Source organism: Chryseobacterium caseinilyticum, assembly GCF_014837145.1.
Classification (GTDB): domain Bacteria; phylum Bacteroidota; class Bacteroidia; order Flavobacteriales; family Weeksellaceae; genus Chryseobacterium; species Chryseobacterium caseinilyticum.
Window position 1 is genome coordinate 539,786 of record NZ_JACYFS010000001.1, and the last position, 14,935, is coordinate 554,720.

The 14,935-nt window shown below is 36.7% G+C and carries 15 protein-coding genes and 1 tRNA gene; 7 read left to right on the forward strand and 9 right to left on the reverse strand.

The window, feature by feature from the left end; genetic code table 11:
* Positions 1-75 precede the first annotated feature (75 nt).
* On the forward strand, positions 76-1,857 hold the full coding sequence (locus tag IC610_RS02545; protein ID WP_191735095.1) for a TonB-dependent receptor: 1,782 nt from the start codon (positions 76-78) through the stop codon (positions 1,855-1,857).
* A 73-nt stretch (positions 1,858-1,930) separates the two neighbouring features.
* Positions 1,931-2,004, forward strand: a tRNA-Arg gene (locus IC610_RS02550).
* Between the two features lie 119 nt (positions 2,005-2,123).
* On the opposite strand, the gene IC610_RS02555 is transcribed toward IC610_RS02550, so the two are convergent.
* The 8 genes from IC610_RS02555 to IC610_RS02590 form a co-directional block, all read right to left on the reverse strand.
* Positions 2,124-2,324: a hypervirulence associated TUDOR domain-containing protein gene (locus IC610_RS02555; protein ID WP_056079123.1), complete on the reverse strand. Its 201-nt coding sequence runs from the start codon at positions 2,322-2,324 to the stop codon at positions 2,124-2,126.
* Positions 2,325-2,451: 127 nt separating this feature from the next.
* Positions 2,452-3,426: a hypothetical protein gene (locus IC610_RS02560; RefSeq protein ID WP_191735096.1), complete on the reverse strand. Its 975-nt coding sequence runs from the start codon at positions 3,424-3,426 to the stop codon at positions 2,452-2,454.
* A gap of 169 nt (positions 3,427-3,595) precedes the next feature.
* Positions 3,596-4,408 carry a helix-turn-helix domain-containing protein gene (locus IC610_RS02565; protein WP_191735097.1) on the reverse strand — a complete coding sequence of 271 codons (813 nt, stop codon included), beginning with the start codon at positions 4,406-4,408 and terminating at the stop codon, positions 3,596-3,598.
* A complete protein-coding gene (locus tag IC610_RS02570) occupies positions 4,409-5,380 on the reverse strand; it encodes an aldo/keto reductase (RefSeq protein ID WP_191735098.1) in 972 nt (323 codons plus the stop codon).
* Positions 5,381-5,800: 420 nt separating this feature from the next.
* A complete protein-coding gene (locus IC610_RS02575) occupies positions 5,801-6,043 on the reverse strand; it encodes a hypothetical protein (RefSeq protein WP_191735099.1) in 243 nt (80 codons plus the stop codon).
* A complete protein-coding gene (locus tag IC610_RS02580) occupies positions 6,006-6,185 on the reverse strand; it encodes a hypothetical protein (RefSeq protein WP_191735100.1) in 180 nt (59 codons plus the stop codon). The genes IC610_RS02575 and IC610_RS02580 overlap by 38 nt, the downstream gene beginning before the upstream one ends.
* 569 nt (positions 6,186-6,754) lie before the next feature.
* A complete protein-coding gene (locus tag IC610_RS02585; protein ID WP_191735101.1) occupies positions 6,755-7,219 on the reverse strand; it encodes a hypothetical protein in 465 nt (154 codons plus the stop codon).
* 76 nt (positions 7,220-7,295) lie between these two features.
* On the reverse strand, positions 7,296-8,606 hold the full coding sequence (locus IC610_RS02590; protein WP_191735102.1) for a hypothetical protein: 1,311 nt from the start codon (positions 8,604-8,606) through the stop codon (positions 7,296-7,298).
* A gap of 348 nt (positions 8,607-8,954) precedes the next feature.
* On the opposite strand from IC610_RS02590, the gene IC610_RS02595 reads away from it, so the two are divergent.
* The gene (locus tag IC610_RS02595) at positions 8,955-9,260 is read left to right on the forward strand and encodes a hypothetical protein (RefSeq protein WP_191735103.1); all 306 of its coding nucleotides are present in this window, start codon (positions 8,955-8,957) and stop codon (positions 9,258-9,260) included.
* A 29-nt stretch (positions 9,261-9,289) separates the two neighbouring features.
* On the opposite strand, the gene IC610_RS02600 is transcribed toward IC610_RS02595, so the two are convergent.
* Positions 9,290-10,018 carry a hypothetical protein gene (locus IC610_RS02600; protein ID WP_194698879.1) on the reverse strand — a complete coding sequence of 243 codons (729 nt, stop codon included), beginning with the start codon at positions 10,016-10,018 and terminating at the stop codon, positions 9,290-9,292.
* A 426-nt stretch (positions 10,019-10,444) separates the two neighbouring features.
* On the opposite strand from IC610_RS02600, the gene IC610_RS02605 reads away from it, so the two are divergent.
* The 4 genes from IC610_RS02605 (at position 10,445) to IC610_RS02620 (ending at position 14,916) form a co-directional block, all read left to right on the forward strand.
* Positions 10,445-10,621: a histone H1 gene (locus IC610_RS02605; protein ID WP_034684091.1), complete on the forward strand. Its 177-nt coding sequence runs from the start codon at positions 10,445-10,447 to the stop codon at positions 10,619-10,621.
* 307 nt (positions 10,622-10,928) lie between these two features.
* Positions 10,929-12,437: an alpha/beta hydrolase gene (locus IC610_RS02610; RefSeq protein ID WP_191735104.1), complete on the forward strand. Its 1,509-nt coding sequence runs from the start codon at positions 10,929-10,931 to the stop codon at positions 12,435-12,437.
* A gap of 3 nt (positions 12,438-12,440) precedes the next feature.
* Entirely contained in the window at positions 12,441-13,469 is a 1,029-nt protein-coding gene (locus IC610_RS02615; protein ID WP_191735105.1) for a caspase family protein, read from the forward strand.
* The gene (locus IC610_RS02620; RefSeq protein ID WP_191735106.1) at positions 13,459-14,916 is read left to right on the forward strand and encodes a hypothetical protein; all 1,458 of its coding nucleotides are present in this window, start codon (positions 13,459-13,461) and stop codon (positions 14,914-14,916) included. The genes IC610_RS02615 and IC610_RS02620 overlap by 11 nt, the downstream gene beginning before the upstream one ends.
* The last annotated feature ends 19 nt before the right edge of the window (positions 14,917-14,935 follow it).

Below are 14,935 nucleotides of genomic sequence, written 5' to 3' on the forward strand. Positions count from 1 at the left end.
GTACGATGTACAGAGTAAAATGTACAAAGCAGAAAACATAATACATCACATTATACATTAATACAATTTTTAAAAATGAACAAGCAAATTCAAATACTATCTATATTATTTCTGGGAATTTCGTCAGTTGCCTTCTCACAGATCAAAGAGGAAAAACTGATACTTAATAAAAAAAGAGAACCGGAAGTAAAAAAAATTGAGAAGAAAAAAACTTCTGTGGAAACGGTGAAAAACTATCCGCCTGAAGAAAAATCTGCCAATCCGGTAAAATATACCATCACTGATGTTCCTGTGGTAAGCGATTTTAAGACATCAACTATTCAGGGGGAAGACGTAGCTCCGAAATTTGATGAAACGGCTCAGGACAACTACATCCAGTTTGGAATGGGGAATTACGGTAAAATCTTAGGTGATGCCCACATTTCCAAAGTTCTCGAAAACAAACTTGAAGTTGGTGCAGATGCGCACTGGCTTTCTACACAGGGGCTGAAAAAAGATTACGCCTGGGATTCCAAACAGAGTGCTGCAACGATCGGTGCTTTCATGAATTCATACGGTGAAAAAGGGAAATTTAATCTGAATGCAGAATATGGTTTGGATCATTTCAACTATTATGGAATCTATGCGCTACAGCCTGATGCGGGTGTTAATTTAGACCAAAAGGTCAATCAATTTAAAGTAAACGGTTACTACGATTTTTATTCTAATGAAATTCTGAATGATGTAAGAGTAAAATCTTCATTTCTGACCGACCATTTTGATGCAAAGGAAAATCAGGTTTCTGCTTTGGCAAATCTTTCCAAACACGCTGTAGAACTTGGGGATTCCGGCTTTACTCTCAACGCTGATTTAGGTTTAGGTTTGGATGCCGTGAAAACAGAATTCACCATCAGAGATGCCAATAAATCCAATTTTGTAAACGCTCATTTAACTCCGAAAGTGAGTTTCAGAAAAGGTGATTCCTATTTAACCGTTGGTTCATCATTCGCTTTTTTAAATTCTAAAAATGATAATTTAATTTTAGCAGAACAGTTAAAGTCTAATAAAACTTACTGGTTTCCACAAGCTGAATTCCAATACGCTGCTGCCAATGAATTTAAATTTTACGGTGGAGTAGACGGTGGTTTAAAACTGAATACTTACAGCGAACTGTTGCAGGACAATCCGTTTTTGGTTTCTGACCAATATCTGAGACCAACCGAAACGAAATACCACTTTTACGCAGGTTTAAGAGGAGATATCGACGAGACTTTCAAGTATGATGTCTCTGCAGGTTTCGGAAAAATGAATAACATTATGTTTTTCAGAGCCAACTCACTTTTTGATAATGCATTTACGCTCAACCGTTCTGCCTACAACTTTGCAAATACTTTCTCAACTGTTTACGATGACGGAAATGTGAGTGATATCAAAGGTAGTTTACAGTATTTCCCGCTTGAAAATCTTGTACTTGACGGTGAATTGCGATTCCAGAAGTATGATTTGAACAATTATAAAAATATTTATAACGTTCCTTTGCTTACTGCATCTTTCGGAGCAAAATACACGATGCTGGAGAAAAAACTTCTTTTGGGCTTCAAAGGAATCTTCGCAAGTGACAGAACCACAAATTCTTACACGCTGACACCGGTTCCTGATCCGTTGGTGACAGGTTCTACTGTATATCAGTCTGCAGAAGATACTGATGATAAAGTTGGTGGTTATGCAGATTTAAACTTATCCGCAGAGTACAGATTTCACAAAAATTTTAGTATTTTCGCAGTCGGAAACAATCTTCTCCGTGCCAAATACCAAACTTTTCAAGGCTACAAAGTCTTAGGAGCACAGGTTTTGGGAGGCGTGAAGATTACATTCTAAAATATAAGCAATGAGTAATCGGTAATGAGCAATTTGCATTACTTATCACCAATTACTCATTACTCATAAAAATGGCTTCGTAGTTCAACTGGATAGAATATCGGATTTCGGCTCCGAGGGTTGGGGGTTCGAACCCCTCCGAAGTCACAGTAAGCAAACTCTTTATATATAGGAGTTTGCTTATTTTTTTGTTTTAGAGTATTATAAAACCAAGTAACAAATCCGGTAACAGTTTTCAGGTAAAATTTATATTTATCAAAGAATTTCTAAATCTTCTTTAAAGCCGATGCTTTATGCACAGCAGATTTACCCGTTTTTTCGCTCATCACTTCATATTGAGGTTCATCTTCCGACGCTCTTCGCTGGCGTTCCATAAAAACAAAGTCTTTTGTGTGAATCTTCGTTACAACTCCATGGGTTTCGCCATTCTGAAACTTCCATTTTACGTGGTCTCCTTTTTTAAGCATTGTATTTTGATTTAAGATTGCTGGTGTATGAATTTGAAAACTTCGATAGAAATTTTACAACTCAAAGTAATCTTCAAATATTATGCTGTCATTTGATTTGAAAAAATAATGGATTTTCAAAAATGTATCATGGTGTTAAAACTTCTATGGTTTCTTCTTTTGCAATAGCAATTTGTTTTGAGATTTTATTAAAAGCTATTTTGGGAAAATTATTAGTTTTGAAAATAATTGAAGAACGCTGCGATCCCGAATTAATCTTAGGAAATTCTCCGACAACTTTTCCCGTATTTAAGTCAATAAGTTTTGGGTAATTGTATAAATCCCAGCAAAAGTCTTCATTGACAGCAAATACATTTCGGCATTCCACATCAGGTTTTACTGTCTTTTCGATTTCATTTGTCTTAAAATTCCAAATGGCAAGATGATCAGGAAACATCCCGTCATTATCATCATCAAAAGGTTCTTCTTCGGAAGTGCAAAATAAAATTCTGTCATTATCGATGAACGATGCCGAGCAAATCTCAACAGATAGATTTGAAATGCTCTTTTCTGAATCTAATATTGCTGGATTATTAAAGCATTCTGCAACATCATACAGTTTAATCACATCTATAGGATGCCAAACCCAGCCTTTGCTTAAGAGAAATCGGTTATCAGAACTCACTTCAAGTCTCGAATGGAAAATGTCCCGCGGATTTCTTTCCACTTTATCCGTCACAATCTCTCCCGTTTCTACATCTTCAAAATCCAGCTGGCAGTACGAATTCGGACAGTGTATCAGGTAGGTCTTTTCTTTGTAAAAAATGAATGCAGCAGGGTATTCGTATACTTCTGACTGGTAATAACTGCGGTTGATTTCCCGTAATATTTCTCCGTTTTTCAAAAGAAGTCCTTTGGTTCCTAATTTTTTGTAGATAAAAACATAATTACCGCATTGGGAAGTAATGGAAGAGTCGCATTCAAACCCGAAATGATATTTTTGAATTTGCTTTTTAGTTCCATCCAGAGCGTAACACATTCCTGCAGAATTCCAGTCTACAACTTCGTTTTTGAACCAATCTATAGTCCTGAGATAATCTGTTTTTAAAGTGTGTTGTTGCATGGAGAAGTTTTAGTTATTCGTTGATATAAAAAATCCTGTAAATTTCGTTGGTAAATATATTAATTGTTACAAATATAAAAACCAGTATTATTAAATCAATATAGAATTTTGTCCGAAACAAAAAAACCGCTGATAAAAAATCAACGGTTTTAAACTATTTTAAAAAAACTTATTCTGCCACCACTGATGGCGAATTTCCAAATTTCTTCTTGTAGGAATCTGAAAAATGGGAAAGACTTTCAAAACCTAAATCAAGATAAATCGCAGAAGGCTTTTTGTTTTTATGTTCAATCAGATGGCGGGCTTCAGTCAGTCTTTTATCCTTCAGCCATTGTCTTGGCGGCATTCCGAAAACTTTCTGAAAATCTCTTTTGAAACTTGCCAGACTTCTTCCTGTTAACTGTGCAAATTTTTCAGTCGGAACATTGAAATGAAAATTGCTGACCATAAATTTTTCAAGATCAATCTTGTGGGGTTCAGAAAAATCGAAAAGAAAATTCCTTAGGTCGGGCACAGCGAGAAGCAACAATTTGATGCCTTCCTTTACCTTTAAAATTCCCAGTTCATCAGTCATCGATGCCCCCGAACTTCGGGCATACGGAATAATAGACTGGAAATAACCTTTCAGAAATTCATTTGAAGGAATCAGAATATTGGGAAGACCGATATACTTTCTGTCAGATTCAAGCTTTTCTTCTAAAGCTATCGTACTTAAAAGGTCATCCTGAAGCGAGATGACAATTGTTTCATAATTTCCTCCCAATAAAGGCGTCTTGGTAAGTGTTCCCAGTTGATTTCTGTGGATCAGCAAAACTTCGCCTGCTGCAATTGAAACTGTTTGCTCAGAGGTTTCCAAAACCAACTGCCCGGAAACCTGCAGGACTACGGTATGATGATTCCAAAAACACACTTTTTCTTTCCGCTCCGCAGAGAGGTAAGAGTAAAATATGACGCCGGGAAGAATTTCTGCTGGACTTTCCATTTATCGCTGTAAATAAGTGCCACCCTGTATAGCACCTATTGCAAATGTAGTGTTTAAAGTATTCATTTCCTCAGGGGTAAATACAATTTCCATTGCTGCTATATTTTCAGGTAATCTCGATCTTCGGCTCATACTTACCAATGGCATAATGTAGTCGCCCTGTTCTTTCACCCAGGCAATGGCGAGTTGAGTAGGAGTGAAGCCTTTGTCGTTTGCCAGTTGTTTCAGAACTTCCACTTTTTCAAGGTTTTTAATTAAATTATCTTTCTGAAAACGTGAAAAATGATTTCTGTGGTCATTCTCTGCAAGCGGAGCTGTCAAATCTCCTGTCAGAAGGCCTTCTGCGGTATTGGCAAACGCCACAACGCTGATTCCCAGTTCTTCTGCGGCAGGTAGTAAATCATTTTCAATCTGACGGTCTGCAAGAGAGTAGCCCAGTTCCAAAGCACTGATAGGATAAACGCTGTTGGCAGTTCTGAGCTGTTCAGCTGTAATCTCCGAAATACCAATGTGACGTACTTTTCCTTCTGTTACAAGGTCTGCAACAGTTCCGATAATATCCTCTACCGGAACACTGCCATCCATCCGGCTCGGCTGATAAAGATCAATGGTTTCGATTCCTAAACGGGTAAGGGAATAGTTGATGAAATTTTTGATGGCAACAGGTCGGAGATCCATACCAATCCACTGACCATTATGAAAAATCGCACCGAATTTCACACTGATAAAAGCATCATCACGTCTGTCTTTTACCGCTTTTCCAATCAACATTTCGTTGTGACCGGCACCGTAAAAATCTCCTGTGTTCAAAAAATTAATACCACTGTCGAGAGCCTGATGAATGGTTGCGATACTTTCTGCTTCGTCAGGCGTTGAGCCACCCCATATGGATGACATTCTCATACAACCTAAACCAAGATTAGAAACCAGAGGACCGTCTTTGCCCAAAGTTATTTTTTTAATTGCTGACATTTTATTTTGTTTAAAATTACAGTACAAAGGTCATCTATAAAACAAACTTTTCACTTTCGTGTACGGCTCAAATTACTTTCGTGTATGGCTCAGCTTAAAAATATTCGATAGAAAAACTGTTTTAGGAGTGGTGTGGTTCTTATTTATGAAGTGTGTAATTAGTAATAACTTAGTTTTAACGGTTGTTTGTCATTGACTACGTCGAATATTCGATTTCCGTAAGAATCCAAACTACTTATTTTCAGTGTGTTGAGATTCGTCCGAAATGACAAAATTAGTGCTTATTTTAGCATTATGATTATTAACGGATATTCATATTCTACTGAAATTGTTTTCTGTTTTAAATTTAAATCACAACTATTAAGATAACCTCAAACAAAAACCTCCCAAAAAATTGAGAGGTCTTGTACTACCTGAAGTTTATAAGGGCGTTGGAGGAGGATCCTGAGGCAAACCGTCCGGTGTGTTGTAGATAATATAGTCATTGTATTTGGCTTCATCCGTTTCATAGAAAACATCCTGCCCAATGCCTGCATATTTTGTCACTAATCTGTAGAGACGGTTCAGTGCTTCGATACGGTCTTCTGTAGCGAGATCTCTGTCGGATACACTTTTTGCCTGAGCATCAATGGCAATTTTCCACGGCGTTGCGTGCTTCCTCAAATTCCGTCTTCTTTGCGGCATTGTAGCCACGGTCTGTGAATTCTGCCAGATCTCTGTCTATCAGAGCGATGAGTTCATCTGCTTTTTGCTTCAATACAGAATCTGCAATAACAAAATCTCTTTGTACCTGATCTTTTTTCATAATGATTTTTTTGTTTGTGTTATAAAATGATATTTAAAAATTGCTTGAAATTAGAATTGTTTCATGAACTATATCTTTTTAAATGTGCTTGTAAAGTGCTGAAATGTAATAAATTGTACTTGATTGCCTCAACTAAGTGCTTGATTGCTTCAACTAAGTGCTTGATCGCCTTAACTAAATGGCTGAAGCTGTCAACTAAACGGTTGAATGCTATGACAAAGTGGTTGGGAACCTAAACTAAACAGTTAAAGACCTGTTCTAAACACTTATCTGCTGTAACTAAGCTCTTTTTCTGCTTTACGAACTGAAGATTGGATTTAAATAAGAAATTGTAGCGCCGGCAAAGAATCTTGCGCAGGCGGAAGGATAATTTATTGTATTCATCATTTTGTATTTTGTGTTGTTGAAACAAATATAAAATTTATCCTGAAAAAATAAAACAGGGAGTGAAATATTTTTTTTTTTTTTTGATGGAATGAGAAACCCTCGCTGTGGGCGAGGGTTATTGTTTATGAATTTTTTGAATTATTTTTTCACTTTTATATTACCTCAAAAGTAGTAAGAGGGTTCTAAGGCGTTAGCCAAATTACGCTGCCCGGAGTGATCTTAAAATTTCCTGACTCAGATTTTGTTTTAATTGTATTTTTTGTTAATGCGTCAGCATCTACCCAACCATCATTATTCACTTTTTGCCATTCGGCGCCCCATGAATTATGTAATTTAAAAACATCCTTACAATTAGTATTTTTATCTGATTCACATACCTTTTTATAGCCGGAAATAACTAATGAATGTCCTTCGTTACATTTATCACCCGTATTTCCGGAAATACATAAGTAAGGAAAAAGCACAGGACGCCCTTGCTTGAGGCCTTTAATAACTTGCTCTTTAACATTTGCAGGATTTATATTGGGTTGATCAAGCGGAAACGCTACCGCACTAAATCCAGAAGGAAAATTTTCCATCGAACAACCATCAAAAAATAAAGAGTATAAAAATTTGTCATAAGAATCTTTACTTAGAGCTTTCTTCAAATTAATTAAATTTACATTAAGACCTGCGTTTTTGTTAATTTCGGCAATACATTCTGGACAGTCTGCAATATTTGCTTCAGTCTGACTTTTTTTTAGATAAATAAATATCTTTTAAATATTGAAAAAATTTATCTCTTTTTTCATGTCCGCCTTTAACTGATGCGGAGAAATTATTAACTAAACTGTCAAAAGGTTTACAAGATTCCAATATTAAGCGATTCCCACTCTTCGAAAGATCCTCAATAATGCTGTACATACTTCTCATTTTTTCTTGATTTGGCATAAAAGTACCGGACTGGTCGATGCTTTGATTAGTGTAAGCCAACATTCCAAAATAGGAAATTGCACTATCTGCAGGAGGATTCTTACAATCAGGAATGTCACTCTTCCATTTTTGGCAGGTGTAATGTTGCAATAGCGCAGCTAAACTAAAAGCTCTGCATTCTCCAAGTCCATTTTGCGTTTTATAGGCCGGCATATTTTCAATTTCTATTTTCGTGCCTGCAATTTCTTCATAGATAATTGTAGGTTTTACGGTGGCGTGGGTTAGATCATCGCCTTTGCAATAGATGGGTACAAAAGGGTTGGTGTAATCAAAAGGTAATGCTTTTTCGTTCACGGGTTTTTGTCGGTTCGTGGTGGTGAGTATTTTAGCAGGGTTTGCTTTTTCATAAGCTTCTTTTTCTCTGGTTAAAATGCTTTGTTCCCAATCGTTTTTTAAACTTAAAAACTGGTAAAAACCGTCTTTGTGTATTTCGAAATCGTAACCGAATTGGTGGGCGAGGGCGCCTTGCTGTACTTCTTTTAATTGCTGTTCGTACAATGCGGTCATCTCATCGGGGTAAATGTGCATCACCCGGTGGTTGATCCATTGCCCATTTTCCAGATGCAAGCGCATTAAGTGAAATGTTTCTACATTGTAATGGTATAGAGTAGGACTTCCCAAATATTCTTTGCCCCAAAAAGCAAAGTAGCCCTGGTTTTCGTGGATAAAGACTTTGGTTTCTTCGCACAAACCGTTTTCGCAAAGTTTTACAATGAAACCGTTGTGCTTTTTGTCCTGATACAGTTCGGGGATGAAAATGAGATGTTCTTTTTTGTCGGTTTGCAAAAGGGCAGGCGTACAAATGCCATTGGTGTTTTCGGAAATAAAGAATTTTCTGTGGAGATTAACTATAACATTAGACTTATTGATGCTCAGTTCTGTTTCAAAAAACTTTGTTCCTGATTCGGAAATTTTAAATCTTTTGAGATTGGGTTTTGCTGAAAATTTATTTGAAATATCAGGATTAAATTTAAAACTTTTGTCGGAAGCCCAGATCGAATTGGGAAGCAAAAAAGTTCCGGTGGCCATCATGCTGTTTTTAATAAATTCTTTTCTGTTCATGGTTTTTAGTGTTTAATTATTTAAAAAAAAATTACGATTGCCCGTTTTTGATCATAATCCAAAATCAGCAGTCATTTTTGTCATTCCGAAGGAATATCAACATACTGAAGTAAAAAAGTTTAGATTCCTACGGAATGACACACAACCTTTCAAAAACTATGTTGTTACTGATTACAAACATTTATTAAAAAAATTAATCTTAACAGAGTAAATTTATTAAAAATTTGAATGTGAAAATATATTTGTATTGGTTCCGGCAAAACAGTAAATATAATCCGGATTTTCCTGAATGCTAAATTCATTCCCGTAACAATTTGTTAACACTAAATAAAAATGTTGCCTCTATAAATGATGTACTTTTACCTCATGGGAAAGAAGAAAAAAAAGGTAACGAAAGAGCAGCTGGACGAACTGAAAGGTTTAAGAAAACAGCTTTCGCCGCAGTTATCTCTTGACAATAAAATCAATACTTTGATTCAGGTAAGTCAGGTTTTGAGAACAATCAGCGATACGAGCACCTTTTCCAGCAATATTTCGACAGAGTTCACAGGACTTGAAGTTTTTGGGGAACGTTACAATAATTTCCCAAGAATCACTTCGGTAATTGATGAGGCCATCAGCTTTTATGATGAGCAGTTGAGCCTGACGAACTAGGCCATGGTAATGAAAGTTTTAGATTTAAACTAAAACTGCAATTCATCAAAATCTTTTATTTCTGATAATTTTTTAAGCTGGTGAACTTTTACGGTTTCCCAGGTGTCTTTGAATTTTACATCTTCATCGTCTTTAAAATTATCTCTGTTGATATTTTCACGTGTAAGTTTCTTTTTCGTCAGAAAATTAATGCTGGTTTCCTCTAGTGGCATCGGTCCCTGATTATAACTTGCATCGTAGCCGATCAGTTCAAATTCTCCGTTTTTGTTTCTAAAAGTATAATTCCAATATCCATATCTTCCATGGGCATAATTGATTTTTAGATTTCCCTTTTCGACAGAAAGCCAAAGTTCCGGAGCGTAATAAACACCGCCTTCCTCATTTTCAGATAAAAAACAATCGTAGTTTTTTGTTGCCAATTCGTACCCATCACCTCTGTTGAACAAAATAATAATGCCACGGCGGTTTCTGTCTAATTTGCCACGGGTTTCGTGGTCAAAAAATTTACGCTGATCAGTTCCTTTTATCAGAAGAACAACGTCCTGAAGGCCGTCTTTATTAAGATCACCTTTTATATCTTCCATTCCTTCTTCCTTATAGAGAGCATATCCGGCAGGTATAAAGTCTACAACGTTTTTTTTCTGTTGATCTGTTAAGGGTTTTGATGTTGTATTTAAAGTATCAGCAGAAGATTCTTTCTGATCTGAAGTCTGACTCTTTTTTTCTTCTGTTTTTGAATTGCACGCCGTAAGGAGCAAAATCGTGAGAAGTAGTGAAATGTTTTTTTTTCATATTTAGGTTTTAATCTGTGTTAAAGTTGGTTGCAGCGTCTGCCGGTAAGGATTTACATTGGATTTCTATTGTTTTTTTTAAATTAAAAATACTGTGATGATTAAAATTAATCCAAATATTCCAAAGAAAGAAATTACAGATAATTATTTTGTCTTTGCTTTGTGATATTTTGATTAAAGAGAAGAAATTTTTCTGCTGATATGAAGATAAAAACTAAATATGATTTCTAATTTTACCTACTTTTTTCAGAGAATTTTTGACTTTTAAAATCTCAAAAACAGCAAAAACCAACCTCAATGCCCATAAAATGTACATTTTTGTGTTAAATTTTGGTAATGATGTTATGCTTATATTGTCTGAAACCATATATTTGCAACCTAAATTTATTAGACATGAAAGAACTTATTGAAAAAATTAACGCAGAATTTGAAGCGTTTACAACAGAAGCAAACCAACAAGCTGAGAAAGGTAACAAAGCAGCAGGAACAAGAGCCCGTAAATCAGCTTTGGAATTGAGCAAACTTTTCAAAGACTTCAGAAAAGTTTCTGTAGAAGAATCTAAAAAATAATCAGAATTTTTTGACCGGTTTTCTTAACCGGTTTTTTTTTGCCTTTTTATAAGATTACAAAGACAATGAATGAGTGAATTAATGCATTATTTTCATTAAAGTGTAGATTCTGGAAATGTTTACAAGCTTCAAAGGCATCTTTAAGTTTACGGCTTTTTGAGCTAAAGAGACAGTTAGCGTATTAAAAACTTAGTGTACTCTGTGTTCAAATCCAAATTTCATCACTGTTTCTAATGATTTTTAAAATTTGTTTAAAATCTAAGCTTAAAAATTTTTATCTTAGAGTATATAAAAACAAAACTAAATCATGGGAATTCAAGACACTGCGCTAAGCCGCAACAACTACGTAAATGTGGGAAAAGACGGAACTTTTCTTGCAGGAAATGATCCTTTATTCAACAGCACTCCACAGGAGATTGACCAGCTTTTCAAAGAGCTGAAAGATAAAAATCAGACAAAAATTGTTTTCTACTTCCATGGAGGTCTCGTTCCTGCCAATGACGGTATGGATACCGCCAAACGCATTGTGAGGTATGTTAATAAAGATACCGACGCACATCCAATTTGCTTTATCTGGGAGACAGGTCTGTCTAAAACGGTAGCTCACAATCTTGATATTGCAGGGAAGTCTGAGTTTTTCAAAAAATTAATGGTGAAAGTCATTAAAGTGGCCGGAAAAAAACTTGGAATTGAAGCGGTTGACAATATAGGAAACTCCAAAGGTGTGGAAACCATGAAGGAATCTGAGATTAATTCTGAATTAAACAAAGAAGAGCCTTTTGGAAATTATCAGGTTAATGTTCAGTCTAAATCTGCTTCTATAATCGATGCCGAAACCGTCAGCTCTGATGCAGAACTGAAAGCCAGAATTCTGCCTGAGATAGAAGCTGAACTGGAAGAGGAAATTGAAAGTGATGATGAATTCAAAAATATTGCTGCCAAAGAAAAATCTGAGGAAGAATCTAAATTGATGAATCCTGAGTATGTGGGAGCAGAAGTAGCAGAAGGAAAAGGTATTATCAGTGCAACGAAATTAATTACGGCATCCGTCAAAATTACATACAATGTCATCAAAAGACACATCCAGAAAACCGATCACGATTTTTACCCAACGGTCATTGAAGAAATTCTGCGTGAAATTTACGTTTCCAACATCGGAAACTGGCTGTGGGGAAGCATGAAAAAGAAAGCTGCCGCGATGTGGAAACCTTCAGATTTTACCGGAGCTTATCAGAACTGGCATGTTGGATCTTATGTGATAAAAAAGTTGGAAGAATACCACAGAGAAACCGGAAAGCCTTTAACCATAGATCTCGTAGGGCATTCAGCAGGATCGATTGTGATTTGTGAACTGTTTAAAAAACTTAAAGCTGACAAAAGCGATCTGAAATTCAGAAATATTATGTTTTTTGCTCCGGCTTGCAGATGCGATCTTTTTGATGAAGCTGTTCTCAGTTCGCCTGAACGTTTTTCATCATTCAGAATCTTTACAATGAAAGATGAGCTCGAAAAGCAGGATCAATTGGTCAAACATCTTTACCCAAGATCATTGCTGTATCTTATTTCAGGAATATTGGAGGAAGAAAGAGATGCCCATATTTTAGGCCTGCAGCGACACATCACGGGAAACAAACCGTACATTGGTGATATGTTTACCAGAATTAAAACTTTTTTGGCTGATGAAGGAAAGATTGTCTACTCGAAATCTGATGATACTGCTTTGGGTGGTTTCAAAACCGGTTCACTTTCCCACGGCGGTTTCGATGATGACAAAGAAACGACTTTGGACAGCATGGTCCACATTATCAACCAATAATTTATGCCTGAAAATAATAACGATTTTGCCGTTGTAATCGGTGTGAGTCACTACAAAGGGCTTACGAAACTGCAGGGTCCTGACGATGATGCACAAAAGTTTTACAATTGGCTGACTAATGAATCTGAAGGAGGTTTGCCATCAGAAAACTGTCATTTAATTTTATCCAAAGAAGATCCTTTAACGCCCATTCAGGATGGAATTGATACTGCCTTTGCCGAAATCTTAGAAGGTTTCAGATCCGGAGGAAAAGAGGGCAGGAGACTTTACTTTTATTTTTCCGGTCACGGCTTGGGAATCGACTGGAACGAAACGGCTCTGGTTTTACCGCCATGGACGGATATACTGCGAAACTATGCGCTTTCGTCTTCAGGATATTTAAAAACACTTATTCAGTGCGGCTATTTTAAAGAAGTATTTTTCTTTTTAGACTGTTGCAGAAACAGAATGGTAGGCGTGAATGGTGCTCAGCCACTTTTTGCCAACATCAAACCCGCTGCAGGAACTGCGGAATGTGTTTCTTATGTTTTTTCTGCAACTGAATTTGACAATAAAGCTTTCGAAGCTGTTATCCAGCCCGGAAACGGAAGTCTCCTGGATAACAACAGAACTCAGGGTCTCTTTACCACTTCTCTGATGAACGGATTGAAAGGTGCTGCCGCAGAGAACGGAAAAGTGACAACATCCTCACTGACCAATTATCTCAAACTTCATTTACCGGAGCTCGCAAGATCGGTGCAGAAAATTCAGATTCCGAGGTTTCATTCGGAGAGTGGCGGAAATGAAGTGACCATTATTGATGGTTTTAAACCTCAGGAAATTGCTTTGAAGATTTCTTTTAAAGGAAATAACAGAACTGTGATTTTAGAGGATTCAGATTTAAATATTATTAAAGAAGACAAGACTGAAAACGGCAGCTGGACAGTTGCTGTGAAGAAAAGTTCGTATGCCATTTATAATAAAGGCGAAGCTGATCTTGCCCGCTCGATAAGAATAGACGGAACTCAAAACGAAGTGCATTATGAATTCTAAGGAAACGCCCATATACCAGTTCAGCTTCACGGCAGAGGGTCCGCTGAGTGAGTTTGTATTTCTCGAGCTCTTCGATGGCGACGGGAAACTTGTTGCAGGAAACTACAGCAATATCTCAGAACAGCTTGCAAGAGGTCTTTACCAGCTGAATATTTATTCCAACGAAAAGCTGGAGACTGAAACCATCCGTTTGGACAAAGACTATTCCGGAAATTATACCAACCAGGGTTCATACTCATCTATTTCAGGATATTTCCTCGCGAGTTCACACGAATATTACACAGAAACCTCGAAATACTGGAGCGACCATTTTACTTCGGATGAAAAAAAATATGAAGAGGGATCATCGGTTTTTATTTTTTTCAGATATCCGGACAGAGATATTCGTGATCAGCAGAAAAATGTAGCAGACTCGATGGGATGGAGGTTTTCAATTTTAGATAAAGAAAGAAATCTTCTTTTCAGGCTGAATGAAAATAATATAAAGGAAGATAAAGATTTTGGCTGGCTGGCTTTTCATGCACCGCTTGCCTCGGGAATTTATTATCTGGTTTACAATGGCCCTATGAAAAGAGAAATTCCGCTGTATGTTTTTGAAGACTGGCAGACGCAGTTTTTTTTGACTTTCAAAAGAACACCTATATTTCCTACAGCAAGAATTTTATTCAGAAAACCCAATTCGGCTTTCGGGACTTTTGAAAAAGACAATATGGAAGTAGACAAACTGCTGAGAAATATGCAGAATGCCATTTACCATGTTCCTGAACAGCTTTTAAACAGGATGGCTTCAGATGACTGGCAGAATCCGATGCTTGCGATTGTGGTTTGCTATGTTTATCTGATGAGCTCTGATGTAGAATCTAATAATTCAATTAAAAAAGTACTGGAAAATCTAAAACGCAGAATTTCAAATGCTTCCGACTGTCCGGATATCAAGGCGATTGAACTTCTTGCAGCCGTCCGTTTTGAAAAGAAAATCCCTGAAATGATTCTTGATGAACCCTGTATGCTGAAAGTAGGTTTTAAAACATTCCTCGAGCAGGCAGCACGAAATCCTGATAAAATTCAGATTACTGAACTCAGTGAAATCATAACAAGTCTGCACGGCGACATGGTATGGAGCTCTTACAAACCTGTTGAGAAGAAGAAAGTACAAAGAGCAGTCGGAAATGAAATTGGTTTGGAAATGAGTTTCACTGAACCTGTGGAAGAGCCTAGAGATTGGCTGAGCCAGACGATGATAAATCAGCTTTCGTCAGAAAATTCAGGTCAGAATTCCGTGGCCGATCTGGCAATTCAGTTTCAGGTGAGCCCGAATATGGTGAAAGGATGTCTTCAGAATTTAGATTCCTATCTATCAAACACCGGAGCTGGTGCTTTTGAAAGTTTTAATGCAGATCAGGCAATTTTAAAATCAAACATTCAGAAATTGATAAACACACAATAATTGGAAATTATCTTAAATA